This window comes from Cyanobium sp. WKJ7-Wakatipu, assembly GCF_024345355.1.
GTDB lineage: Bacteria > Cyanobacteriota > Cyanobacteriia > PCC-6307 > Cyanobiaceae > Cyanobium_A > Cyanobium_A usitatum.
Window position 1 is genome coordinate 119,496 of record NZ_JAGQAY010000003.1, and the last position, 22,009, is coordinate 141,504.

The window sequence follows — 22,009 nt, forward strand, 5'->3', positions numbered from 1 at the left end:
GCCATCAGAGGCGACGGGTGGAAGCAGTTGCGATCAGGGCAGGCTCCACTTCGCTATGGGGACGGGCGATGATGTGGGCAGCAACCAGGCCGTCACCGACGCGCTCACAAGCATCAGCGCCGGCACGCACTGCTGCATTCACCGCACCTGTTTCGCCGCGCACCATCACGGTGACGTAGCCGCCGCCAACGAACTCACGGGCGATCAGGGTTACTTCAGCGGCCTTGGTCATGGCGTCTGCGGCTTCAATCGCCGGCACCAGGCCACGGGTTTCGATCATGCCGAGGGCGATGCCCTGAATGGAAGGAGCCATGGCGTTGCTGAGCGAAGGAGTGGTTGGGGGGGTGGTGCCGGCGCCCTTGCCGGCACCGGTACGGGCGCCGGTTGAGCTGGCGCTAGAGCGGCGGGTCGTGCTGGAAGCACGGCGCGCTGTCGAGGCAGCTGGCTTGGCTACGGCTTTCGCCGCAGGGGACTGGGCTGCCGCCGCCGGCAGGGCTTTGGGGGCCGCTGCAGGTGGGGTCGAGCTGGCCGCCGCCGCTGCAGCCACTGGTGTGGAGCTGGCTGCCGCTGCCGCGGGGGCGGGTTTGGCAGCAGCAGCTCCGCTGGTGGTGGATTTAGGGGTGGGGGTGGCCATGGCTCAGAAGTATGGGGGCTGGAGTGATAACAGGTCGATCGGGCAGCGAGCTACCCGGGCCAACTAGCCATCGGGCTCCCAGAAATCAATGATTCCGCCGATCGTCAGATCGGTCTGCACCTCGGGGTTACCGCAGGCGAAGCGGGCGGCAGAGCCACTGGCGGTGAATACCCAGTTACCTGGGGATGCACCGACAGGGTCTACCGCAACGCTCAGCTTGCCCTTAGAGGTGCGAAGCACGCGCAGATTGGAATGATCTAATCCGGCAACCCGCTGGCTGCAAACCAAAGAGCCGGTGACCTGCATGATTTCCATTAGCTGGCACCTCCTGGCGGAGCTTGCGCCTTGCCAGCATCAGGATCCCAGTGGTCAATGATTCCAACGATCGTTAGATCGCTCGGGTACGACTTGCTTCCAGCTGCCTCGCGCGCAGCTGAGCTGCCGACGCAGATCACCCAGTCGCCTGGTATGCAACCCACTGCATCAACTGCCACTTTCTGAGTGCTGCCATCGAGCACCACCTGCAGGTGCTTGTGCTCAAAATCTGGAATGCGATTGGTAGACACCAGTGGTTTAACCACCTTGCAGATCAACATGTCAGTGCCCTCCTCCGCTCGCGAATGTGATGGTGGAACCTACAGCTTCAGCTGGGGTGTGACGGTCTTGATCCCGCACGGTAAGCAGAGCATGCAATAGGCCCTGCTCAAACAACTCGGGATAACGGTTTTCCATGGCAGCTTGCACCCGCTGGCAATTGCGGATCGCTCGCAGCCTCGCTCCAGGCACCTGGCCGTTGTAATCAAAGCGCACGACCACTGGCACAGGCAGGCCCCGAGTAACGTTCAAGCCCTTGAAAATCTTGATGCCTACATCTAAATCGGGCGCCCCCTCCTCCACCGTGTCCATATAGGCGAAATAGGTGAGATTGCGCAGATGGATCTCCTTGAAGCCTATGCCCACACCGATAAAGCGCTCCGCATGGCCAGCATCGCCGTAGCTGCCCCGGTGGTACTGGCGCACGTAATCGATTTGGGAGATGTTGTTCTCGATCAAGCGAGCTATCAGCTTCACCATGCCCGGATCGGGACTGCTGGCGGCTGCCTGCTCCACCAGCGATTGAATGCGGGCCCGGCCCTCAACCGCATTGAGATGGCGGGTGGCCTCATAGGCCGCTTTTGCATCCAGCCAGCTCTCTAGATTGGTGCTGCCGTCAATGCCCGGCACATGCACCCGAATCGTGTCTGTGTCGGTGTCGATGCCGAATAGCAACAGATCTACTGAGGCACCACAGCAGAAGCTGTTTTCGACGGCCTGCTGGAAATCCTTGAGCCGGGCTAGGCCACAGGAGGCCGCCAAGGCATCATCGCTGCCATGGGCAGCACAGCCCTCATGCAGGGGATCTTTTGAGCTGAAGTGGTAGAGCACCACCTTCAGATAACGGGTGTCATCGTGCGCCGAATTGGGCTGACCTTCCCGGTAGCGGCGATGTTCAGTTTTGACCCAGCGGTTGACAGTGTTTTCAACGTCAAACAGGGCCCCAGCATGGGAACGCCGCCGCACCGAACTGAATGGAATTCGCAGGGCGTAGGCCATGGCATGGGCCAGGCGCCCGTCAGCGCATGGGGTTACGTCGAGTAGGTGGAATCCACAGGCCAGTAGAAACTCATCGAAGGCTTCGGCTGCGGGACTGCCAGGCTTGCCTCCTAGGGGATCGTGCTGAAAGAAAGCGTCGCTGGTTTGTTCGTAGGTTTCAAATACACACCAGGCGAACAAGGTGCGCATGTCTAGCTGGCTCACCCAGGCCTTCTCGAGAATGGGCAGCGGCAACTCAAAGCCCAGTTCGGCCCTGGCCAACCGCTGGGCCTGCTCGATGAAATCAGCCTCGTGCTGCAGGGCTGAAAGGCGCTTGAGCAAGGGGACAATGCGATCAAATGCCCCTTTGACCTGGTCTTCGTAGGCCCTCAGTACACCATTGACCTGGCCATCGCTAAGCGGATGCAAGCCAGTCACCACCAGCTCGCTCGCGGCTGCTGAGCCGGGCCGACGGCGGGGAGCAGTCGGAGCCAGCGGGCGATAGGCAGTGGCGAGCGGACGTCGGGGCATCAGGAAATCAACCGCGGGCGCCGCCGGAAACCGTGATCAGGGAACCGGCAGTGGTACTGCCGCTGGAACCGGTGACACGGCAAATCGGCTCAGGACGCTCCTCGTTGCGCTTCGGCTGGAGGGCGGCCGGCATAGAGGTCTTCGAGCCTGGCCGGGTGGGGTTGCGGCGCCGAGCTGAAACACCTTCCGTGCCGGTGACCCGATCACCTCGATCCCAGTCATCACCAGTGATCTTCAAGCCAGCGGAGATGCCTTCGCCGGTAACCCTGGAGGTTGGACGGGCATCCTCGTCAACGCTCACAGGAACCTCAATGGGCCCCCGGGCGATTTGGCTGCCGCCGCGACGGTCGAAACGGAATTGCTCGGTGCCGGTGACCATGTCACCGGCCAGGTCAAAAGGGCCGGTAATCCTGCTGCCCTGCTCGTAGCTGGTGCCGGTTACGGCCCCGGCTGGTTCTCGCCCCACCTGGGCTGAGCGAGCTGGGGATTGAATGCTGAATTGCTGCCAGGGCTGGCTGCCCGCCAGGGGTTGGGGGAAGTCGGAGTCCTGGGATGCGGCGGCACCGCAGACCTTGGCGAGTTGATCGCCACCGATATAAGGAGTGCCGGTGACGGCTTCGCAGGCCCCGCGGCCGGCACCGGTGAGGACACCGCCAATGCCTGGTTGTATGCCACTCATACGGTTAGAGCCCCGCACCGGAGTGCGCTGACGAATTTCGGAGACAGACTTGCTGTTACAGAAATCCCCTGCCTGCTCAAGGCCGGCGTAGGGCGTGCCGGTTACGACCTTGCAGGTGCCGGGCTCATCGCCGGTGACATTGGAGGAGCGGCCAGTGTGGGTTCCGCTGACAACCTGGGCCCGATTGGTGACGCTGAAGCCCACCTTGGCGGCCTCCGGCTCGGGCTTACTGCCGCAGAAATCGGCGTATTGCTGGCTGCCGACGTATTCATCACCAGTTACCAGGCGGCAGCTGCCGGGCTCATCACCGGTGACATGCTCGCTGCGGCCCACATGGGTGCCGGTGATGCCCGTGCCCCGAAGCGTGTGCAAGCTTGCGACCTTGGTAGGTGCGCGTCCGGTCACCTGGCCTTGATCGGATACGTACTGGGAGCCGGTGAGTTGCTTGCCCGAGCCGGGTTCGTCGCCTGTGACCTTGCTTGAGCGACCAACCATCACACCGGAAACAGCCTGACCGCCCTGGGTCTGGCTCCGCCCAACCTTGCGCGGACTAGGGCTAGGACTAGGGCTGGAGGTGCCGCAGAAGGCTGCTGACTGATTGGCGGAAACGTATTCGGTTCCAGTGATGTTTTTGCAGGTACCGGGCTCATCGCCGGTCACCTTTTCAGAGCGACCGACCTCATTACCAGTGACCCGGTTGCCGTGGGTGGTGGCGCTGACGCGAACCTTGGCTGGCTGGCTTGCCACCGGAGCGCTCTGGCAGAAGGTCTGGAACACTTCGGCGCCGAGATACTCGGTGCCTGTAATGGCACGGCAGGTAGCTGCTTCGTTACCAGTGGTTTTCTCTGAGCGATTGGCCTGGGTTCCGGTCACCACCTGGCCAGAGCTGGTTTCGCTCACGCCCACTTTCCAGTGGGCTTCTGCGGCGGCTGCCTGTTTGGCGCCGTGGCGGTTTGGGCCAGAGGGGCGTGTGCCGCCAGCTCTGCTGGAACCAGCGCTGCCAACCTTGGCCCGCAGTTCACGCACCTTCTGGGAAAGTTCGCGGGCGCTCATATCAGGATTGCCCTGGCGGGATACCGACGCGGCTGTAGTGCTCTTGGGCGCGTTAGCTGACTTACCACGCTTCGAGAGAGCTTCTCTGCGGGCGAGCACAAGGGCCCGGCTGGGATCCAGTTGGGAGAGCCGCTTGGCTGTGGCACGGCGATCGGCACCACTACTAGTTGTTTGGCTAGTGCGATTACTGAGGCTTGTTAGGGCCGGTGCAGCAGCGGTTTCGCCCTGGCATTTGCACTTGGCTTCCGCTGCAGGTGCCTGGGCTTTTGGTGCAATTTTGGCCAGGTCCGTGCGGGTGCGGTCGCTGGAGGTGTCGGCACGTTTGCCGCGTTTGGAAAGGGCTTCCCGTCGGGCAAGCACCAAATCTCTGCTGGGATTTGCGATTGGACGGGCTTGGCTGGTCCGGCTGGAGCCGGTGGGTGCCGCAAGGCTTCGCTGGGAGGCAGCACCCCTGGCGTTCACGGCCGGGGCAGCCTTGGCCACCGATGCTGGGGCCTCCATCGCTGGGGCTGTGCGGGTGGGGCGAGCGTCTTCAACCGAGCGCACACGGCTCGGACCGGAAGTGAACCGGTTGGCGGCTTTTTTGCCACCGTTGGTGAGGGCCTTGCGGCGCTCTAGAGCTGCTTCCCGGCTGGATGAGCTGGCCATGTCCGCCCGTCGAATGGAATATCTGAAAAGGTGCTGACCAGTTCGCAGCGCGAACTAGCCCGCAGAGGAAAAGAGTTGGGGCTCAGGCCAATGGCTCGAGCCCCGGAAGGGCTGGGATCAGCGTCCTTCGAAAACCACGAAGCAGGAACCCTGGCTTTGGGTATAAGCGTCGTAGCCCACCAAGCGAACGTGGTGGTCGGGATAGGCGCGGTGACAAGCCTCAAGCTCATTCACGATCACACCCAGATCCTTCTCGCCGAAGAAGGGCAGCTTCCAATAGGACCAATAGGTCGCCATGGAGTTGCTGGGATGGACATGCTCAACGAGCGGGCTCCAACCCTGGGCGATGATGTAAGCGATTTGGTCGTAGATCTCGTCCTGAGTCATCGGCGGCAGAAAGCCGAATGTCTCCAGGGTGGCGACTGTTTGATAGTCACCCACGGTGCTCTTGAAAGGCATGGGGATCCTTGTGTGGATGGAATGTTTGAACCTTATATGAAAGGCTCTTAATCTCGTTCGTAGAGATTAGTTTAATCTCTAGATCTGAATCTTCCGTTCTGGGAGGTGAGTAGGCAAGTTGCCTGACCCACTCACCATCTCAGACTGACGATTTCAGGTGTCGAGCTTGTCGACGGTGTCGAACTCGAACTTGATTTCCTTCCAGGTCTCCAGGGCGATGGCTAGCTCAGGGCTGTGCTTCGCTGCTTCCAGAAGGATGTCGCGGCCTTCGCGCTCGATTTCACGACCGGCGTTACGGGCTTTGACGCAGGCCTCGAGAGCCACGCGGTTAGCAGCAGCACCAGCAGCTGAGCCCCAGGGGTGACCGTGGGTACCACCACCGAACTGCAGCACCGAGTCGTCGCCAAAAATGGCAACCAGTGCGGGCATGTGCCAGCAGTGGATACCGCCGGAGGCCACGGCGAACACGCCGCCCATGGAGCCCCAATCTTGGTCGAAGAAGTTGCCGCGGCTGCGATCTTCGGGGACGAAGGATTCGCGCAGTTGGTCGATATAGCCGAGGGTCGACTGGCGGTCACCCTCCAGCTTGCCGACCACCGTGCCGGTGTGCAGCTGGTCACCACCGGAGAGACGCAGGCACTTGGCCAGCACTCGGAAGTGAATACCGTGCTTAGGATGGCGGTCAATCACAGCGTGCATAGCACGGTGAATGTGCAGCAACATGCCGTTCTTGCGGCACCACTTGGCAAGACCGGTATTAGCGGTGAAGCCACCAGTGATGTAGTCGTGCATGATGATGGGCTGGCCCAGTTCTTTAGCGAACTCGGCGCGCTCATACATCTCTTCAGGAGTTGCGGCGGTGCAGTTGAGGTAGTGCCCCTTCTTCTCGCCTGTTTCCTGCTGAGCCAGGTTGGTAGCTTCAGCAACGAACTCGAAACGGTTCTGCCAGCGCTGGAAAGGCTGGGAGTTGATGTTTTCGTCGTCCTTGGTGAAGTCCAGACCGCCGCGTAGGCACTCATAGACAACCCGGCCGTAGTTCTTACCGCTCAGGCCGAGCTTCGGCTTGATGGTGCATCCCAGGAGAGGACGGCCGTACTTGTTCATACGGTCGCGCTCAACCACGATGCCGTTCGGGGGACCCATGCAGGTCTTGATGAACGCCATCGGGAAGCGGATGTCTTCCAGACGCAGGTGGCGCAGGGCCTTGAAGCCAAACACGTTGCCGACCAAGGAGGTCAGCACATTGGTGATGGAGCCTTCTTCGAACAGGTCGAGGGGATAGGCGATGAAGGCATAGAAGGCTTCCTTGTCGCCAGGAACGTCTTCGATGCGGTAGCAACGGCCTTTGTAAAAGTCGAGGTCGGTGAGGAGCTCGGACCACACGGCGGACCAGGTGCCGGTTGAGGATTCAGCGGCCACAGCAGCGGCAACTTCTTCCCTGGGAACACCTTCTTGGCCGGTGCACTTGAAGCACGCCAGCAGGTCGGTGTCTAGGGGGATGTAATCAGGAGTCCAATAGGTGTCGCGGTACTCCTTGACCCCGGATTCGTACTTCTTGCTCATGGAGTTTCTCCGATTTGGGCGGGTAAGGGATTGAGATAGATCAACGCGTCAGGCGCTGAGCGACTCAGTCCTTTTGACCGGCGTAGTTGCCGTTGCCCAGGGCAGGCTCCACTTCGCGGTGGGGGCGCGCAATGATGTGCGCTGCCACAAGACCGTCGCCCACGCGCTCGCAGGCGTCGGCCCCGGCGCGCACAGCTGCGTTGACGGCGCCGGTTTCACCGCGCACCATCACGGTGACGTAACCGCCGCCGACGAATTCACGACCGATCAGGCGCACTTCGGCGGCCTTGGTCATGGCGTCAGCCGCCTCGATCGCGGGCACCAGCCCCCGAGTTTCGATCATGCCGAGGGCGATGCCCATGGATTCAGTTGCCATTACCTGCTCCTGGTGGAGGTGGGGTTGAATGTTCGCTCGCAACCATGGTCGGCAGCCAAACCCCCCGTCAAGCCATTTAGCCGGAACCGACCATCACTGTTGCGTCGCCTTTAGATAAGGCAGACTGATCAGTGCATCACAAAACGTTAGGCAATGCTTGCCATTGCAGTGCTGGCAAGGGGTTTCAGCCCCACCAAACCCGTTTTGATCAAAATTTGCTTGCCCAGCATCTAGAGGGCCTCGGCGTCTGTGACGTACGCCACTCCGCCGTAGTAGGTCAAAAGGGGGCGCAGGGCAGCCCGCAATGCATCCAGCAAATCCGCTTCGCAGAACACGATCACATGGGCATTGGCGCCTAAACCGCTGAATTCCATGCCCTCGGACACGGAGCCATGCGGACCCTTGCCGGTGACGTGCCTGACTACGGAGTAACCGGGCACACCCGCTATTTCCATTGCCTGGATCACCGCATCCAACTCCCGCTCGCTGAGGATCAGTTCGAGGCGTTTCATTGATTTATCCGGCAGTGGGAAGCAAGGCCTTAATCATGGCCATGTAGATGGGAATGCCAACAATGATGTTGAAGGGAAATGTGACTCCCAGCGCTGTAGATATATACAAACTGGGATTGGCCTGCGGCACTGTCATTCGCATCGCTGCTGGTACCGCGATGTAGGAGGCGCTAGCGCACAGCACCACAAACAGCAGGGCATTACCAGGTCCAAGGCCCAAACCTCGGGCGATCAGGGTGCCTACTAGGGCATTAAAAAGTGGCATCAACACCGAAAAGCCGATCAGAAAGGCTCCCGCTTGTCGTAGATCTCGGATCCGTTGGGCCGCAACGATCCCCATGTCCAACAGGAAGAAGCTGAGGGCTCCATAGAAAAGTTTGTCGGTGAATGGCAGCATTTTGTCGATGCTGGCTGGGCTGAAAGCTGCGACCAGCAAGCCAATCGCCAGACTCCCTACCAGCAGAAATACCGAGCTATTTAAAAATGACTCCCGCAGCACGGAGCTCCAACCCATCTTCGGCCCCTCTGCTTGCTGGCTGGGGGCTGCCAATTTGACCAGCAGCAGTCCCACAATGATGGCCGGCGATTCCATCAGGGCCAGGGCAGCCACCATGAAGCCATCGAAGGGCAGGTTCTGGGTTTCCAGAAAGCTCTCGGCGGTGATGAAGGTCACCGCGCTGATCGATCCGTAGGTGGCGGCAATGGCGGCGGCATTAAACCCATCCAGCCTGGTTTTAAGCACCAGATAGCTGTAGAGCGGCACCAGTAGCGACATCGCCATCGCGGCGGCGATGGTGGGCAGCACTTGGCCACCGAGGCCGCTGTGCTGCAGCTCCAAGCCACCTTTGAATCCGATGGCGAGCAACAAATAGAGGGAGAACAGCTTTGGGATCGGGGCTGGAATTTCCAGATCCGATCCCACCAGTACGGCGGTCACGCCAAGGAAAAAAAACAGCACCGGTGGGCTGACCAGGTTCTGCAGAATCAGGCTTGGGTCCATCGGTTACCCCTGGAACCCAATCACGCGGGGGCCAAGGCGTTTACCAACCGTAGGTCTGCTGCAGGAAATGAGACACCTTCTTGGGGGACAATGACTTGCCCCGATTCCTGCTGAATGCCGATCCTGGTCGTGGCCAGTGGCAACCCCCACAAGGTGGCCGAAATCGGCGCGATGCTTGAGCTGGTTGAGCTGGATGTCCTGCCCCAGCCGCCCGGTCTCGATATTGAAGAAACGGGAGCGACCTACCTCGCTAATGCCCGTCTCAAAGCCGAGGCTGTTGCCCGCATCACCGGCCACTGGGCCCTCGCCGACGACTCAGGCATCGAGGTGGACGCCCTGGATGGAGCTCCGGGTGTTTTTTCGGCCCGCTACGCCCCCACCGACCACGAACGGATTCACCGTCTTTTGAAAGAACTAGGCGACAGCCTTTATCGCGGAGCCAGCTTCCGGAGCGCCATGGCCCTGGCCGATCCATCCGGCACCACCAGGGCCGAGGCCGAGGGGATCTGCCGCGGCCAGATATTGCGCGCTCCCCAGGGTCATGGCCCTGGTTACGACAGCCTTTTTTATGTGCGCGAGGCAGGCTGCTCTTACGCCCTGATGGGCCCCCACCTCAAGGCCAAGCTCGGCAGCCGCGGCAAGGCAGCTCGTGCGCTTGCCCCGAAGTTGCTCCGCCTGCTGGAGCTGAGCAAATAATGCTCCATTGCCAATAACTCAATTGCCAGTAGCTCAATTGTCAGAGCAAGCCCCTGGGTCAGCTGGCCTTGTTGTTGATATGACTGATCGCCCGCATCGCGGCGGCGGCTGCCTCCTCCACATCACCCTCCCGCCCCGCCAGGGTTAGACGGCCAAAGGCGCCCACGGCTTTCACGTCCACCACAGTGATGTTGGAAGCCTTTTCTGCCTCATTGGCTGCGATCAGCACGTAACCGGCGGGCTCGGTTTCCAGGATGAACATGCTCATCCCCGCTTGAATCATTGATCCGCGCCGGTTCTGGCGATTGATCAGCACGGCGTGGTCTGGGGTGATCGCCCGGATGATCTCGGTCCAGCTGACCTCGCAACGGCTGCGGAGCTCCACCCGGCTGCCGATGGCCTCAAGCACCACGTCGCCGGAGTGGAGGACGTTGCTCTGATCACGGTGGTAGAGCGCCAAGGAGCCGAAGGCCCGCTCCACGATCATCTGGCCAAGCCGCACCGTGCTGGCCTTGAGGGCAATGTCGGTGACCCGGTGCACAGCCATGCCCGGAGATACCTCCAGCCACAAGCAGGCGTCACCGGGAATGGGCAGGAAGCCCTGGCTAACCGTGCCCATGTAGGCAGCTAGCTGGGGCTGCAGCGAATCAAGAAATACGTAGGTGCGCAGCTCAATCGACTGCACATGGCTGGATTGGCGTGCCAGCCGGGAGCCCTCGCTGTCGGTGGTGATCACACAACTGGCGCCCGAGCTGTCGCTGCCCACCCGGGTGCCAGTGATCTGGGTGCCGCCACTTGAGCTTGAGCCAAGCGCCATCTCCCGACGCCGGCGCAGCGCCAGTTCGTCTCGGGAGGGAAGGCGGGATGGCAAGGGAAAATCCTTCGAACAGCTAGCCCTCACATCGGCATTGCTGCGGCTGGATCTTAACCCTGAAGCCCCCTGCCCCTTGCCCATCGCGGCTGAGCCGGTACCGTCCGGCCAACGTTCAGGGGACGTCCATGGCCACCCGCCGCACCGCTTCTAGCTCCACTCGCAGCCAGGCTGCCCAGGCCGAACCCATGCCCGCTGGAGACACTGTCAACAGTGCTCCGATGCCTGAATGGATGGCCCAGGCAGCAGCCCAGGGAGTAAAGCCGGAGCAAGCACTGGCTTTCATCGGTATGGGATTGATGCAGAAGATGGCCGGTTCGGCCCACGACCTGCCCTGGCTTTGGTCTGAGGCCGAAGACGGTGGCCAGGCCGATCTGGCTGCTTTGCGGCAACGCCTCGAGCTCACCCAGCTGGCCGTCCAGACCGGGGCACCCCTCAGCACTTCCGAGGTGAGTCAGCTGCTTGGTGCCCGCCCCACCAGTGAAACGGTTGAGCGAGGCGGCCTCAAGGCCCGCCGCCTTAGCCGCAACGTCTGGAAATTGAGCCTCGCTGAAGAAGCATCCAGCCGCAGCGACGATGCCTTCCGCCGCCGCTTTTAGGCCGGCGTCAGCCCCACCAGCTTCATTGATTCCTCCCACAAGGTCTGCGCCGTTTCGGGGTTGCTGGCCTTGTCGGAGAGCTCCTGGCTGAATTGCCGTCCCCCTTTGGTTTGGCGGTTGCCCCAGCTCCAGTGCACACCTGAGGCGGAAAAATCTGGATCGGCCACCACCTGGCCAACCCGCTCTCCTGCCAATGCCTGGCTTACATATCCGCCGGTGATATTTTTCTGGAACCAAGGGAAAATTGTCTGAAACGCCCGCGGCGTGTTGCGGAAAAGGGGCGAGTCGGCAACGCAGCCTGGGTATAGCGAGCTGAAAACGATGCCGGTGCTTTCGTGCAGACGACGATGCAGCTCCTGGGTCGTGATCATGTTGCAGAGCTTGCTGTCTTTGTAGGCCTTGCCGGGTTTGAAGGCCTTGCCGTTGGCCATGGCGATAGGGGCCTTAAATCCGGCCTTGAAGCCGGCACAGTCGCCCAGGTCCGCTGGAGCTGGGATCGGAATCTTGCCGCCCAGTTCCTTGGAGTTGGCCGTCACGGTGCCGAGAATCACCACCCGCCGCGAGGGGTGGCTTGAGCGCTGCAAGTCGCCCAGCAGTAGCTGAATCAGTAAAAAGTGCCCCAGGTGATTGGTGGCCATCGATATTTCGTAGCCCTGCGGGGAGCGCTCGGGCTGCTTTAGCCGCGGTTTGTAGACAGCCGCATTGATCACCAGGGCATCCAAGGGGCGTCCCAGGGACGCCACCAAAGTTTCGACTCCCACCCGAACGCTGTCGAGATCGCCGAGGTCAAAACGCAGATGACTTAGCTGATCTGCAGGAATCCCCAGGCTGGCTGCGGCAGCAGCGGCTTTAACGGGATCACGGTTGGCCGTCACCACATGCCAGCCGCGTTTGGCGAGGGCACTTGCGGCATTGAGGCCCACCCCTGAGGTGGTGCCGGTGATCAAAACCGTTCCGGCGGCTGCTGTTGCGGCCATCAAGTGAATTGAGACAGGGGCCCCAACCTACGGGGTGGACTGCTGCCAAACCACCCGCAGGCGATTCGGGGCAATCCACTGATTTTGCTCGCGGATCAGCCGCTGCTCCCCTTCCACCATGAACAGATGGTCAAAGCGTTCGCGTGCTTTGGAGAGTTTGGCCCGTTCAAGGCCGAGCACCGCCGAGAGCTCACCCTGGCGCTCCATCCGCTCCTGATAAGCGGTGGCAAGTCGTACCAGGCTGACGCCAGCGACCACAACAAGGCCAACCTTGAGAGCCAGGCCGATCACGCTGCAGAGAAATTCTTGCCGCTCAGTTGAGAGGGCTTGCAGTGCGGCTGCTTCACCGCCAGTAATTATCTGGGGATCAGGCTGGGACGCCGGATTGGGGAGCGACCCTGGCTTGCGGAGGGAAGCAGGCCTGGAATCCGCACCAGAAAGCGGCTTTCTTTCTCGCCGCAAGGGCAGATTTTGCCTGGCCTGATAACTGGATGGGTGGAGAGGCGGCATGGGGGCAACGAGGGATCAAACCCCGCTGGGGCCTAGACGCTTTTAGCTAGCCAGGTGCAACTTGCCAAGGGGTAAGGCTTGCCAAGGAGCAATGGCCAGCTTCTCAGGCTTTGTAAAGGCTGAAGCAGAGGCGAACGGCCAGCACGCCCGCATGGGCGGCCACCACCAGGGCAATCAGCACTTCGGCCTGGCTGAGAGTGGAAACCATGGGAGGGCAGCAAGCAACTGGATTCGCCCCATTCTTTGCCCTTAGGTGGCTACGGTCCAGCTTGTCCCGCCCTGCTGTCACAGCTCTTGATGGCCCCTGTGGAGATTTCCGAGAGCCAGATCCGCCAGTTGGATCTTGCAGCTCTCCAGCCCTGGTTCAGCCTTAGCCCTGATGCCCTTGTCCAGCAGGCTGGTTCCCTGGAGCTTCACTTCAATTGGCCCCGTGCCGACGACGACCCCCGGGAGCTGTCGGAAATTGCCGAGTTGCGGCTTTGGTCCCTGCGGGCCGATGCGGAAGCTCCCTGGCTGCCCCTGCTGCTGGAGCGTGGCGGCGGCCAACTCACCCGCCACGTGGCGATGGTGCTGCCCCACCAATTCAGCCGCACGGAGGGCATCCGTTTTGCCCCCGAGTCCCTGGAGCTTTGGATCACCCACAGGCTTTTCAGCCTTGACGCCTGGGCGCGCCTGCACGGTTTGAGTTGCCGTCAGGGCTTAGCCCAGATGGCTGCGGTGCTTGGCTACGAGCTAGATGGAGGCTTCTGGGCGCCACTTTCAGCCGGGGCGGCTCATTAGTAGTGCCAGGGCCCTGCGACCGCTGTCGAGCGCAAGTATGAGAGTTAAAGCCCGCAGTAGCCACGTCAGCTGACCGTCGCTGACCCGATCCAGCCTGGCGGCCGACCAGCGTGCGGCAACAGCTGCTGTGCCTCCTAGGAGCATCCCGATCGGCAGCAGTGCTCGGCCATCCAGCAGGAAGGTGGTTGAGGCGACTGAGGCTGAGGTGAGCACCGCCAGGGTGCTGAAGCGGATTGCCAGGTGAATTGGCACCTTCATCAGCTGCACCATCAAGGGAACCATCACCAGGCCACCGCCGAGACCGAGCAAGCCGGTGGCCATGCCTGCGACCATGCCGGTGGCTGTCAAACCCGCCAGCTTCAAGCTGGCGGTATCGGTGGCAGCCTGCGCCGACGGGGGGCGAAAGCTCAAGGCCAGTCCTCCGTACATCAACGCCTGCATTGCGAGCAACATCCAGCCATGGAGCACCAGCCCAACCTGGCTGAACAGGCCTGCACCGAGGCCTGCACCCAGCACAATCGCCAAGCCCCCGCGCCAGGGAAGGCTGCGGTTGGAAAGGTGGGCCCAGGTACCACCCAGGGTGGTGGGCACGATCGCCAGGGTGCTGGTGGCCAGGGCCTGGTGCGGATCAAGTCCGGCTAGCAGCAATAGGGGTGAAAACACCAGCCCACCGCCGATGCCCAGCACTCCCGACAGCAGACCCGCCAGCAGGCCAAGGGGCAGATAGGGCAACAGGCTCCACAACATCCGGGCAACCTGGCGGAATGAATCACTCTCCAGCATCTCCCCTCCCAGCCATGCGGCTGCTGCCCAGCAGCTGCCATCCGGGAGCCAGGCAGATGGCGATAGACAGCCTGCTGCTGGACCAACGGGCACCGGCCTTTCGGCTCTACTCCTGGCAGCACCCGACCCTGTCGCTGGGGTTTCACCAGCGCTGCATAGAACCCCATTGGCAGGCGCTGGCAGCGGCGGGGGTGATCGATTTGGTGCGGCGACCAAGTGGCGGCCGTGCCGTGCTCCACGCCGGAGAGCTCACCTACGCCCTGGTGTGGCCTGATCCCCCCCTATCGCGTCAGGAGACGTACGGCAGCGCTTGCGCCTGGCTTGTGAATTGCTTTGCGGGATTGGGACTGCCATTGCAGGCAGGCCGCCAGGCCGCCAGCCCACAACCCAGCAGCTGCTTTGCCACCAGTACGGCTGCGGATCTAGGGCACGCCAGCGGCGTCAAACGGGTTGGCAGCGCCCAGCTCTGGCGCCGCGGCTGCCTGCTGCAGCACGGCTCGATTCTTTTGGAGCCACCCGCCGATTTATGGAAGCTTGTGTTTGGCGGGCCGCCACCCCAATTGCCAGTTCTGCCCATAGACCGCGCTGAGCTGGAGCTGCGTTTGATCCAAGCGGCCCAGGCTGAGCTGCCTGCGGCGGCGGCCGGTAACAGGAGCATTCCCCTCAGCAGCGAGGAATGGGAACAGATTGCAGCGACCGAGGCCAGTTACTTGCTGGCGTTGACTGGCCCCTCCTCGCTTGCTTCACCAGAGGCCACCATGGAGCGCACCACCTGGGCTAATGCCAGGCCAAGCGGATAGGTGCCTTGGCGACGGGCGGCCTCAAGCATGGGAGCGGGCAGGCGCAGGCCCAACTTGGCAAGCACCACCTCGCCGAGCTCGGGGCGTTCGATGGTGCCGCAGGGGAGGCCGGCTGGGCTTAGCACCAGCAGCCGGTTGCGGCCGCTCGCCTCGAGTTGCTGCACCGCTTGCCAGAGCGGTGCCGACTCCCGGATGGAGGGCAGGCTCGAGAGGGGCTGGATGTGGTCGCCGATGCTGTCCGTATCCCAACGCTGCACTGGCAGTTGTTGCAGGGGCTTGTCGTCGATGAAGCCCTGCCAGCGGCCGCGATCGCAGACCAGCAGCCAGTCGCCTTGGTCCACCTCGCTGGCTTGGGAGACACGCATCTGGCTCAGTTCCCGCAACCGACCTGCCGCCTCAAGCACCCGAAATCGCCGCCCAGCCGCATCCCGTACTTTTAGTTCTTTGAGGGTTTGCTGTAAGGCGAGCATTTGGCGCTGATTGCGCGAGGCCCCAAGTCCAAACCAGCCCAGCAGCATCAACCAGGCTCCGCTGAGGCCCCCTCCGCGCAGCAGCACCACGGTGCCCATGCCAATGGCAAGCAGGGAAAGGAAGCGCCCGCAGCTGTTAGCAACCTCCACGCCGCGCCGCTGGCTACCGCTGGCCTGCCACACCAAGGCCTTCACAATCAAGCCCCCATCCAGCGGTAGGCCGGGCAGCAGGTTGAACAGGGCCAGCACCATGTTGAGGGTGCCCAGTTCTGAAACCATGGCGCCCAGCAGGGGGGAGAGATGGGCGGCTGGATGGGTCGCGGCCAGCAGGCCCACACCCAGTACCAGGCTCACGGCAGGGCCAGCAGCTGCCACCAGCAGGGCGCCGCGGGCGGTGCTGCACTCGCGCTCCACGCTGGCCACACCGCCGAGCAAGAACAAGGTGATGCTGCGCACCTCAACCCCCTGGGCCAGGGCCACCAGGGAGTGGCCCAATTCGTGCAGGAGCACCGAAACGAACAGCAACATTGCCGTAACCAGCCCCAGGCCCCAGAGCACCGGGGCACTCATCGGATCTTTGAGGGTGAGGCTGTATTGCTGTTGGAAGGCCGCGGTGGCAAGCACCAAGATCACAAACCAACTGGGGTGGATCCGTAGGGGGATGCCCCGAATTTTGAAAATTTGCCAGCCTTCTCCCACTGCCCTCTGTATTTGTGTCTGCTCCTCGTGCTGGTCAAGCCAGTTGAAGAGCTGCAGGACTCTGATCCTAGAAAGGGGCGACAGCCTTTGCCCTCGCCATGGCATCCCCCCTGCTGAAAATCTGTGGGTTGCGGGATCCGGACCAGGCCGCAGCGGTGGCCCAACTGGAGGTGGATGCGATCGGCGTGATCGGAGTGCCGGGCTCGCCTCGCTTCCTTGACGCTGAACACCGGCCGGCGCTTTTTGGGGCGATGCGGGCCGCTGCGCCTGGCTGCCGCGGTGTGCTGGTGGTGGCCGATCCGCTCGAGCAGCAGTGGGCCCAACTAGAGCTAGGACAGGGTCATGATGTGCTCCAGTTACACGGCTCAGAAACACCCCAGCTCTGCGGCCAGCTGCGCTCCCTCTTGGGCTGTGAGATCTGGAAAGCCCTGAGGATTCGCAGGCCGGGAGATCTGCAGCGGGCCGTTGACTACTCCCTGGTGGTGGATGCCCTGCTTCTCGATGCCTGGGTGCCCGACCAGCTGGGCGGTACCGGCCACCGCATTCCGATTGATTGGCTGCAGAGTTTTACGCCAGTTCTTCCCTGGTGGCTGGCGGGGGGCATTCGGGCCGACCGGGTGCCGGGAGTGCTGACCCAGCTGCGCCCCACAGGCCTCGATGCCTCCAGCGGCGTGGAGCGAAGCCCAGGCAATAAGGATCTCGATCAGGTTGCAGCGCTAGTGGCTGCGGTACGGGTTGCTGGCCTCGCTGGGCCTTCCCAGTCAAGATCGGTGGGTCTTGCCCCTTCTTGATGGGTTTGTTTCGTACATCTGCGCTTCTTCGTCCATCCCTCTGGGCCCTGGCGTTGACCATTGGCTCGGGTCTAGGACTAGGCCCGCTGGCACCGGTACGGGCCCAGGACCTAGTGGGCTGCCAGCTGGTGGATGGCCAGCTTTCCTGCGTACCAGGGGTGAGTGCCGACCCCCAGTCCCAGATCCGTGCCCTGCGCCAGCAGATCAATACGGATCTGCAACAGGAGAGTGCTGTTCAGCAGCAAATCGATGGTTTGCAGCAGCTGGTGCTCCAGGGTGAAGCCGTGCAGGGGGCAGTACTACAGGCCACGGCCGTAGCCGACGTTTTGGCCGCATTGCCACCCTCAGCGTTTCACTGGTACCGGCGTAGCCCTGGTGCCAACCAGTGGCTGCTGATTGATGGCGCAACAGGGCCCAGCTACGTCTTGCAACTTCAAGACGTTTCAGCCCAGGTAATGGTGGTGATAGCGGTGCCAGCCCAAGGGGGTGGATCTAGCCGGCAGGCTTCACCGGCCATTGGACCAATTGGCAGCAAACCCTGAGGTTGGTTTTCGGGGAGGTTGGTTTTCGGGGGAAGGTGGCTTTCTAGCTAAGGTTTTCGCTCTAGGTAGAAAGCATGCACTCCTGCTGCTTAACCAGCTCGAAAAACTCAGCCTTAAGGCTTGGATCTATACGGAAATCGCCCCGCACCACAGAATTAACCATGCTGGTTTGGGGCTCCTTCACACCACGCCATTTCATGCAGTAATGCTGGGCTTTTACCAAAATCGCCAGACCTTGGGGCTCGCAAAGACGCTCGATCTCGTCGGCCAAGATCATTACAGCCTCTTCCTGAATATGGGGCCTTGAGAATACCCAATCGGCAACTCTAGAGAACTTGGACAGGCCAATTACCCGATCGCCGGGCTTGATACCAATCCAGCAATTGCCCAAAATGGGAACTAGGTGGTGTGAGCAGGCTGAACGAACGGTAATGGGACCAACGGTATAAATTTCATCCAGCTTTTTAACATTTGGAAAGCTGGCGATCTTGGGCTGGTCGTGATAGCGCCCCTTAAAGACTTCGTGCAGGTACATCCTGGCGACACGCTCAGCTGTCTCCTCGGTGTTGTGATCTTTGTCTATATCGATGACAAGACTACGTAGCAATTCGCGAACCTTGCCCGCCACCTCAATCTCCAACTGCTCGAGCTCACCATCGCGCAGATGGTCAGCAATGTTGTCGTTTGCGAGGTAAGCAACTCCTGCAGCGTCAAGACGCTCACGGATTCGCAGACTTATGGGCAAGGGAGCTGAATCGGGTGTAATGGAGAGCGAAGGAATGCTGGACGGCAGGGTGGAAGTCATAGGAGGGCTCAAAGCGCGCCGGCGGCCGGCATGAGGGTGAGATCTTCCACCACTGAGGTGGCTGGCTGTTGGGCCAAGTACAGCAGGGCTTCAGATGCCCTTTCAACGTCAAGCATGGCACGGCGATCGAACGTGCTGTGGACGTTTTCGCTCTCCCAGAGAGGCGTATTCACAGCACCTAGAGTAAGGGTGCTGACCCGTATGCCAAAGGGGCGTTCTTCGACGGCAAGGCATCGACTAAGGGAGAGGAGAGCGGCCTTGCTAACGCAGTAAGCGCCCCAGTCGGGGAAGGCTTGGTGGGCTGCATGGCTGTTCAGATTGATGATATGTCCGCCACCAGCCTGCCTGAGTCTAGGAAGCAGCGACTGGCACACCTGAAATACAGCGCTGAGATTGAGCTGCATCAATCGTTGCCATTGCTCCAGGGGCATCTCTGCCAAGGAGCCTGTATAGGCAACGCCGGCATTGTTAATTACAACAGTAGGTGAGAGGCCTCGGCTGCAGAGGTCTTCCAGTCCGGGAGCAATAGTGGCAGGCTCGGCGAGATCGAGGCCGATGGATTCGATTCTCCTGCCAGTGGTCTTTAGATCCGTCGTAAGCGAATCGAGGTCGGCAGTAGTCCTGGCTAGCAGGAGCAAATCGTAGCCGGCAGCGGCAAACTTGTGGGCTGCTGCTGCACCTATGCCTCGCGAGGCGCCGGTGATCAGAGCAACAGGTGCTGAATCAGGCAAAGGCAGGCTCTGGGAGGCAACGGGACCTGAAGCAAATCTTAAGAGCTGGGGGAAGCAATTGGGGACTCGCTGTCGAGCACCCTTCCCATGCGGCGGAATTTGGCGTAGCGCTGCTCGATCAATTGGGATTCACTTAGGCCCTGCAGTTCGCTGAGTTGCTCCAGTAGGGCAGATTTCAGGGTCTCAGCGGCCTGGAGAGGAGCCGAGTGGTTGCCGCCGGCAGGCTCGGGCAACACCAGGTCAACGATGCCGAGCTTGAGCAGATCAGGGCCTGTGATCTTGAGAGCCTCAGCGGCAGTGGAGGCCTTGCCTGCGTCCCGCCACAGGATCGAGGCGCAGGCTTCTGGGCTGGCCACTGTGTAAACGCTGTGCTCGAACATCAGCAGCCGGTCGGCTACGCCGATGCCTAGGGCGCCACCAGATCCGCCTTCGCCGATCACCGTGGCAAGGATCGGCACCCGCAGCCGGAACATCTCACGCAGATTGACGGCGATCGCTTCACCCTGCCCCTGCTCCTCGGCCAGCACCCCCGCATAGGCCCCCGGCGTATCGATGAAACTCAAGATCGGCAGGCGAAAGCGATCGGCATGCTCCATTAGCCGCATCGCCTTGCGATAGCCCCCTGGGGATGCCATGCCGAAGTTGCGGGCGACATTCTCCTTGGTGTCGCGGCCTTTTTGATGTCCGAGCAGCACCACACCCTGCTCACCGATCCTGCCAACCCCACCCACTAGGGCCCGGTCGTCACTGCCACGGCGGTCGCCATGCAGCTCCAGCCACTCATCAGTAATCACCTGGATGTAGTCCAGGGTGCTGGGCCGCTGGGGGTGGCGGGCCACCTGGATCTTCTGGGAGGGCGTCAGGGCATCGAAGATGTCTTTGCGACGTCTGGTGGCCAGGGTCTCGAGCTGCAGCAGCTGCTGACTCACATCCACCTCCGAGTCGCGTGCCAACTGGCGGATCTGCTCGATCTGCTCTTCGAGCTCAACGAGGGGTTTTTCGAACTCCAGCAAGGCGCGGCGGGCCATGGCGGGGATGGGCAAGGGGACTAAAGGTATTCAGGCAGTAGTCAGGGCCGGGGTGGGATCGATCTGGGCGGACAGCCCCAGGGCCTCGAAGCCATGGCGCAGGGAGGCGGCACCGATCAGATCCATCTTGTCGAGGCTGATGTTGTTGCGCCCCCAGCTGAAGTTGGTGTGGATACCTTCGAACTCCAGCAGGATGGCCTCGGCGAAACAGGCAAACATCTGACGTTTGGGGTTGTCCATTTCAGCCATTTCCATCATTTGCCAGGTGATGTCGCTGAAAAACTCAACGATGCCGCCCTTCAATACATGGATGCCGTTGCCACTGGCCTTGGTGTCTAGGTTTTTCGGGTAGCCGCCGTCGATCATCAGGCAGGGCGACTTAAGACTGGCCGCATCAATGCTCAGCGTTTGGGGCAAGCTGGCCACCCACACCACTACATCGGCTTCCGGTAGGGCCTCCTCCAGCTTGAGGATCCGGCCGCCGCCAAGCTCCTGCTGTAAGTCCAGCAAGGGTTGGGGCTGGCGGGCGACCAGTAAGAGCTCCTTGACTCCAGTGCGCTGACTCAGCCAGCGGCATACAGCGCTGCCGATATCACCGGTAGCCCCAATGACTGCGACCCGGGCCTGGCTCAGATCAATACCGAGCTTGGGGGCATTGGTTTCCACCTGGCGACAAATCACCCAGGCGGTGTGGGTATTTCCGGTAGTGAATCGCTCCCATTCCAAGGTGGTGGAACGGATTTGCTGCTCCTTGAGCAGGTTGAAATTTTCAAAAATGATCGAGGTAAACCCGCCCAAAGCGGTGATATCGATACCATTTTTTTGGGCCAGCTCCATGGCACTGAGCACCTTGCGGCGAGCGGTTTTAAACCGACTCAGCATTTCTGGCACGAAGCAGGAGTCGATGTAAGCCCCTTCTATGGTCTTGCCTGTGGCGCTGGTGACCTGAAGATGCTCCACCAATTGGGGCGGGGCACTACACCAAACGTCGAGGTCACCTTCGGCAAACTCTTCAAAGCCAAGAGTGCGGGCCTTTTCACGGGCAGCCTCGAAGCTTGTGGAGTGACCGATCAGGCCGAACATGGGCAACCCCAGGGGATGTCGCGGACGCTACATCTTGCCACGACACCCCTGGCAGGAGACTTCAGCCGATCAATGCAGCGGCTGCCATTTTGGCGATCTCCCTGGAAGTGAAGCCAACTTCGAGCAGAGCCTCTTGGTAGGAGGTGAGGAAATCGGCCATCAAATCCTCCTGGTCCATTTGCAGAACAGCCGCGTCGCCAGCGACCTGCTCGAGCATCTTGCGCACCAGGGGCAGATTCTCACGGTTTGCCAGCTCCAGCTCCCCTCGCACCGTTTCAAGGTTGGCTTTCAGCCATTCCTGACCGTAATTAAGGTGTGTGTACTCATCTTTGACTACACCTTCGGTGATCTTACGCGCGAATGGATCGGCTACGGGGATATAGATGTGATAGGCCGAAATTGCAAAGGCCTCGATCAAAATGGCCTGAATCAAAAGACAGGTTGTGACCTTGCCTTCAGCTAGAGCCTTCTGAAAGTTGTTGTGCAGAGGTGAGAAGAACTCCTTAGCAAACGGCATATCAGCAGTGACGCCGAGGTTGTTGGCGCAAGCTGTGAAGCCTTTCATGTGCTTCAGCTCCATGCGGGCCAATCTGGTGAGCTCCTCAGCTTGGTCGGGGAGAAGCCCACCAATAGAGATGTAATTGTCGTGAGCTTCCTGCTCGCCTTCAATCACGATCGCGTTGATGCGGCTGTAGGCGTCCTTGTAGGTGTCTGTGCTGAAGTCGGGCAGTTGGTCGGATGGGAACGCCTTAGTGACATTCTCAGTCACATTGTCAGTGACATTGGTAGGAGCAAGAGTTGTCATGGCAGCCGCGCT

General features: G+C 61.2%; 27 protein-coding genes. 6 read left to right on the forward strand and 21 right to left on the reverse strand.

What is annotated here, in order from left to right; all coding sequences use genetic code 11:
- Window positions 1-4 precede the first annotated feature (4 nt).
- From KBY83_RS15385 to KBY83_RS02935, 10 genes are all read right to left on the reverse strand, one after another.
- On the reverse strand, window positions 5-634 hold the full coding sequence (locus KBY83_RS15385) for a BMC domain-containing protein (protein ID WP_315858920.1): 630 nt from the start codon (window positions 632-634) through the stop codon (window positions 5-7).
- A gap of 63 nt (window positions 635-697) precedes the next feature.
- A complete protein-coding gene (locus tag KBY83_RS02895) occupies window positions 698-949 on the reverse strand; it encodes a carboxysome peptide B (RefSeq protein WP_106502480.1) in 252 nt (83 codons plus the stop codon).
- Window positions 949-1,230 carry a carboxysome peptide A gene (locus tag KBY83_RS02900; protein WP_106502479.1) on the reverse strand — a complete coding sequence of 94 codons (282 nt, stop codon included), beginning with the start codon at window positions 1,228-1,230 and terminating at the stop codon, window positions 949-951. The genes KBY83_RS02895 and KBY83_RS02900 overlap by 1 nt, the downstream gene beginning before the upstream one ends.
- A 1-nt stretch (window position 1,231) precedes the next feature.
- Entirely contained in the window at window positions 1,232-2,737 is a 1,506-nt protein-coding gene (locus KBY83_RS02905) for a carboxysome shell carbonic anhydrase (RefSeq protein WP_255018246.1), read from the reverse strand.
- Between the two features lie 7 nt (window positions 2,738-2,744).
- Window positions 2,745-5,117 (reverse strand): CsoS2 family carboxysome shell protein, encoded by a 2,373-nt coding sequence (locus KBY83_RS02910; protein WP_255018248.1) that lies wholly within the window; start codon window positions 5,115-5,117, stop codon window positions 2,745-2,747.
- 117 nt (window positions 5,118-5,234) lie between these two features.
- Window positions 5,235-5,576 carry a ribulose bisphosphate carboxylase small subunit gene (locus tag KBY83_RS02915; protein WP_254941125.1) on the reverse strand — a complete coding sequence of 114 codons (342 nt, stop codon included), beginning with the start codon at window positions 5,574-5,576 and terminating at the stop codon, window positions 5,235-5,237.
- Window positions 5,577-5,729: 153 nt separating this feature from the next.
- Window positions 5,730-7,139: a form I ribulose bisphosphate carboxylase large subunit gene (locus tag KBY83_RS02920; protein ID WP_254997356.1), complete on the reverse strand. Its 1,410-nt coding sequence runs from the start codon at window positions 7,137-7,139 to the stop codon at window positions 5,730-5,732.
- Between the two features lie 64 nt (window positions 7,140-7,203).
- Window positions 7,204-7,515: a BMC domain-containing protein gene (locus tag KBY83_RS02925; RefSeq protein ID WP_106502566.1), complete on the reverse strand. Its 312-nt coding sequence runs from the start codon at window positions 7,513-7,515 to the stop codon at window positions 7,204-7,206.
- Window positions 7,516-7,745: 230 nt separating this feature from the next.
- Window positions 7,746-8,027, reverse strand: coding sequence for a P-II family nitrogen regulator (locus KBY83_RS02930; protein ID WP_106502474.1), 282 nt, complete (start codon window positions 8,025-8,027; stop codon window positions 7,746-7,748).
- Between the two features lie 4 nt (window positions 8,028-8,031).
- Window positions 8,032-9,027: a sodium-dependent bicarbonate transport family permease gene (locus KBY83_RS02935; protein WP_255018249.1), complete on the reverse strand. Its 996-nt coding sequence runs from the start codon at window positions 9,025-9,027 to the stop codon at window positions 8,032-8,034.
- Window positions 9,028-9,141: 114 nt separating this feature from the next.
- Between KBY83_RS02935 and KBY83_RS02940 the strand changes: the two genes are divergently transcribed.
- Window positions 9,142-9,723, forward strand: coding sequence for a non-canonical purine NTP pyrophosphatase (locus tag KBY83_RS02940; protein ID WP_106502472.1), 582 nt, complete (start codon window positions 9,142-9,144; stop codon window positions 9,721-9,723).
- Window positions 9,724-9,781: 58 nt separating this feature from the next.
- Here KBY83_RS02940 and KBY83_RS02945 read toward each other — a convergent pair whose 3' ends face one another.
- Window positions 9,782-10,540 (reverse strand): BMC domain-containing protein, encoded by a 759-nt coding sequence (locus tag KBY83_RS02945; RefSeq protein WP_106502471.1) that lies wholly within the window; start codon window positions 10,538-10,540, stop codon window positions 9,782-9,784.
- 182 nt (window positions 10,541-10,722) lie between these two features.
- Here KBY83_RS02945 and KBY83_RS02950 point away from each other — a divergent pair, with 182 nt between their 5' ends.
- Window positions 10,723-11,193, forward strand: coding sequence for a hypothetical protein (locus KBY83_RS02950; protein ID WP_396093281.1), 471 nt, complete (start codon window positions 10,723-10,725; stop codon window positions 11,191-11,193).
- Here the strand turns inward: KBY83_RS02950 and KBY83_RS02955 are convergent.
- The 3 genes from KBY83_RS02955 to psaM form a co-directional block, all read right to left on the reverse strand.
- On the reverse strand, window positions 11,190-12,170 hold the full coding sequence (locus KBY83_RS02955; protein ID WP_255018250.1) for a protochlorophyllide reductase: 981 nt from the start codon (window positions 12,168-12,170) through the stop codon (window positions 11,190-11,192). The two genes, KBY83_RS02950 and KBY83_RS02955, sit on opposite strands and share 4 nt — an antisense overlap.
- Before the next feature lie 27 nt (window positions 12,171-12,197).
- Complete coding sequence (locus KBY83_RS02960) at window positions 12,198-12,461, reverse strand: hypothetical protein (protein ID WP_255018251.1); 264 nt, start codon at window positions 12,459-12,461, stop codon at window positions 12,198-12,200.
- A gap of 322 nt (window positions 12,462-12,783) precedes the next feature.
- Window positions 12,784-12,888: a photosystem I reaction center subunit XII gene (psaM, locus tag KBY83_RS02965; protein WP_106502470.1), complete on the reverse strand. Its 105-nt coding sequence runs from the start codon at window positions 12,886-12,888 to the stop codon at window positions 12,784-12,786.
- An 89-nt stretch (window positions 12,889-12,977) separates the two neighbouring features.
- Between psaM and KBY83_RS02970 the strand changes: the two genes are divergently transcribed.
- Entirely contained in the window at window positions 12,978-13,460 is a 483-nt protein-coding gene (locus KBY83_RS02970) for a CRR6 family NdhI maturation factor (protein ID WP_255018252.1), read from the forward strand.
- On the opposite strand, the gene KBY83_RS02975 is transcribed toward KBY83_RS02970, so the two are convergent.
- Window positions 13,440-14,243, reverse strand: a complete 804-nt coding sequence (locus KBY83_RS02975; RefSeq protein ID WP_255018253.1) for a sulfite exporter TauE/SafE family protein — start codon at window positions 14,241-14,243, stop codon at window positions 13,440-13,442. The two genes, KBY83_RS02970 and KBY83_RS02975, sit on opposite strands and share 21 nt — an antisense overlap.
- Before the next feature lie 14 nt (window positions 14,244-14,257).
- On the opposite strand from KBY83_RS02975, the gene KBY83_RS02980 reads away from it, so the two are divergent.
- Window positions 14,258-15,043: a lipoyl protein ligase domain-containing protein gene (locus tag KBY83_RS02980; protein ID WP_255018254.1), complete on the forward strand. Its 786-nt coding sequence runs from the start codon at window positions 14,258-14,260 to the stop codon at window positions 15,041-15,043.
- Here the strand turns inward: KBY83_RS02980 and KBY83_RS02985 are convergent.
- Entirely contained in the window at window positions 14,950-16,212 is a 1,263-nt protein-coding gene (locus KBY83_RS02985; RefSeq protein WP_255018255.1) for a site-2 protease family protein, read from the reverse strand. The genes KBY83_RS02980 and KBY83_RS02985 overlap by 94 nt on opposite strands.
- Window positions 16,213-16,310: 98 nt before the next feature.
- Here KBY83_RS02985 and KBY83_RS02990 point away from each other — a divergent pair, with 98 nt between their 5' ends.
- Window positions 16,311-17,003, forward strand: a complete 693-nt coding sequence (locus KBY83_RS02990) for a phosphoribosylanthranilate isomerase (protein WP_255018256.1) — start codon at window positions 16,311-16,313, stop codon at window positions 17,001-17,003.
- Window positions 17,003-17,545: a hypothetical protein gene (locus KBY83_RS02995; RefSeq protein WP_255018257.1), complete on the forward strand. Its 543-nt coding sequence runs from the start codon at window positions 17,003-17,005 to the stop codon at window positions 17,543-17,545. The genes KBY83_RS02990 and KBY83_RS02995 overlap by 1 nt, the downstream gene beginning before the upstream one ends.
- Window positions 17,546-17,606: 61 nt before the next feature.
- Here the strand turns inward: KBY83_RS02995 and folE are convergent, their stop codons facing one another.
- The 5 genes from folE to KBY83_RS03020 all read right to left on the reverse strand — a co-directional run bounded on the left by folE (window position 17,607) and on the right by KBY83_RS03020 (window position 21,997).
- Window positions 17,607-18,350: a GTP cyclohydrolase I gene (gene folE / locus KBY83_RS03000; protein ID WP_255018258.1), complete on the reverse strand. Its 744-nt coding sequence runs from the start codon at window positions 18,348-18,350 to the stop codon at window positions 17,607-17,609.
- 8 nt (window positions 18,351-18,358) lie between these two features.
- Window positions 18,359-19,081 (reverse strand): SDR family oxidoreductase, encoded by a 723-nt coding sequence (locus KBY83_RS03005; protein ID WP_255018259.1) that lies wholly within the window; start codon window positions 19,079-19,081, stop codon window positions 18,359-18,361.
- A gap of 38 nt (window positions 19,082-19,119) precedes the next feature.
- The gene (locus tag KBY83_RS03010; RefSeq protein ID WP_106502464.1) at window positions 19,120-20,109 is read right to left on the reverse strand and encodes an acetyl-CoA carboxylase carboxyltransferase subunit alpha; all 990 of its coding nucleotides are present in this window, start codon (window positions 20,107-20,109) and stop codon (window positions 19,120-19,122) included.
- A 30-nt stretch (window positions 20,110-20,139) separates the two neighbouring features.
- On the reverse strand, window positions 20,140-21,192 hold the full coding sequence (locus KBY83_RS03015; protein ID WP_255018260.1) for a long-chain acyl-[acyl-carrier-protein] reductase: 1,053 nt from the start codon (window positions 21,190-21,192) through the stop codon (window positions 20,140-20,142).
- Window positions 21,193-21,253: 61 nt separating this feature from the next.
- Complete coding sequence (locus tag KBY83_RS03020) at window positions 21,254-21,997, reverse strand: aldehyde oxygenase (deformylating) (protein ID WP_255018261.1); 744 nt, start codon at window positions 21,995-21,997, stop codon at window positions 21,254-21,256.
- Window positions 21,998-22,009 lie beyond the last annotated feature (12 nt).

What these genes read in the sequence shown, in the direction of transcription:
- KBY83_RS15385 (WP_315858920.1), bottom strand. Translation starts at nt 634, where the DNA reads ATGGCCACCCCCACCCCTAAATCCACCACCAGCGGAGCTGCTGCTGCC.
- KBY83_RS02895 (WP_106502480.1), bottom strand. Translation starts at nt 949, where the DNA reads ATGGAAATCATGCAGGTCACCGGCTCTTTGGTTTGCAGCCAGCGGGTT.
- KBY83_RS02900 (WP_106502479.1), bottom strand. Translation starts at nt 1,230, where the DNA reads ATGTTGATCTGCAAGGTGGTTAAACCACTGGTGTCTACCAATCGCATT.
- KBY83_RS02905 (WP_255018246.1), bottom strand. Translation starts at nt 2,737, where the DNA reads ATGCCCCGACGTCCGCTCGCCACTGCCTATCGCCCGCTGGCTCCGACT.
- KBY83_RS02910 (WP_255018248.1), bottom strand. Translation starts at nt 5,117, where the DNA reads ATGGCCAGCTCATCCAGCCGGGAAGCAGCTCTAGAGCGCCGCAAGGCC.
- KBY83_RS02915 (WP_254941125.1), bottom strand. Translation starts at nt 5,576, where the DNA reads ATGCCTTTCAAGAGCACCGTGGGTGACTATCAAACAGTCGCCACCCTG.
- KBY83_RS02920 (WP_254997356.1), bottom strand. Translation starts at nt 7,139, where the DNA reads ATGAGCAAGAAGTACGAATCCGGGGTCAAGGAGTACCGCGACACCTAT.
- KBY83_RS02925 (WP_106502566.1), bottom strand. Translation starts at nt 7,515, where the DNA reads ATGGCAACTGAATCCATGGGCATCGCCCTCGGCATGATCGAAACTCGG.
- KBY83_RS02930 (WP_106502474.1), bottom strand. Translation starts at nt 8,027, where the DNA reads ATGAAACGCCTCGAACTGATCCTCAGCGAGCGGGAGTTGGATGCGGTG.
- KBY83_RS02935 (WP_255018249.1), bottom strand. Translation starts at nt 9,027, where the DNA reads ATGGACCCAAGCCTGATTCTGCAGAACCTGGTCAGCCCACCGGTGCTG.
- KBY83_RS02940 (WP_106502472.1), top strand. Translation starts at nt 9,142, where the DNA reads ATGCCGATCCTGGTCGTGGCCAGTGGCAACCCCCACAAGGTGGCCGAA.
- KBY83_RS02945 (WP_106502471.1), bottom strand. Translation starts at nt 10,540, where the DNA reads ATGGCGCTTGGCTCAAGCTCAAGTGGCGGCACCCAGATCACTGGCACC.
- KBY83_RS02950 (WP_396093281.1), top strand. Translation starts at nt 10,723, where the DNA reads ATGGCCACCCGCCGCACCGCTTCTAGCTCCACTCGCAGCCAGGCTGCC.
- KBY83_RS02955 (WP_255018250.1), bottom strand. Translation starts at nt 12,170, where the DNA reads ATGGCCGCAACAGCAGCCGCCGGAACGGTTTTGATCACCGGCACCACC.
- psaM (WP_106502470.1), bottom strand. Translation starts at nt 12,888, where the DNA reads ATGGTTTCCACTCTCAGCCAGGCCGAAGTGCTGATTGCCCTGGTGGTG.
- KBY83_RS02970 (WP_255018252.1), top strand. Translation starts at nt 12,978, where the DNA reads ATGGCCCCTGTGGAGATTTCCGAGAGCCAGATCCGCCAGTTGGATCTT.
- KBY83_RS02975 (WP_255018253.1), bottom strand. Translation starts at nt 14,243, where the DNA reads ATGCTGGAGAGTGATTCATTCCGCCAGGTTGCCCGGATGTTGTGGAGC.
- KBY83_RS02980 (WP_255018254.1), top strand. Translation starts at nt 14,258, where the DNA reads ATGCGGCTGCTGCCCAGCAGCTGCCATCCGGGAGCCAGGCAGATGGCG.
- KBY83_RS02990 (WP_255018256.1), top strand. Translation starts at nt 16,311, where the DNA reads ATGGCATCCCCCCTGCTGAAAATCTGTGGGTTGCGGGATCCGGACCAG.
- KBY83_RS02995 (WP_255018257.1), top strand. Translation starts at nt 17,003, where the DNA reads ATGGGTTTGTTTCGTACATCTGCGCTTCTTCGTCCATCCCTCTGGGCC.
- folE (WP_255018258.1), bottom strand. Translation starts at nt 18,350, where the DNA reads ATGACTTCCACCCTGCCGTCCAGCATTCCTTCGCTCTCCATTACACCC.
- KBY83_RS03010 (WP_106502464.1), bottom strand. Translation starts at nt 20,109, where the DNA reads ATGGCCCGCCGCGCCTTGCTGGAGTTCGAAAAACCCCTCGTTGAGCTC.
- KBY83_RS03015 (WP_255018260.1), bottom strand. Translation starts at nt 21,192, where the DNA reads ATGTTCGGCCTGATCGGTCACTCCACAAGCTTCGAGGCTGCCCGTGAA.
- KBY83_RS03020 (WP_255018261.1), bottom strand. Translation starts at nt 21,997, where the DNA reads ATGACAACTCTTGCTCCTACCAATGTCACTGACAATGTGACTGAGAAT.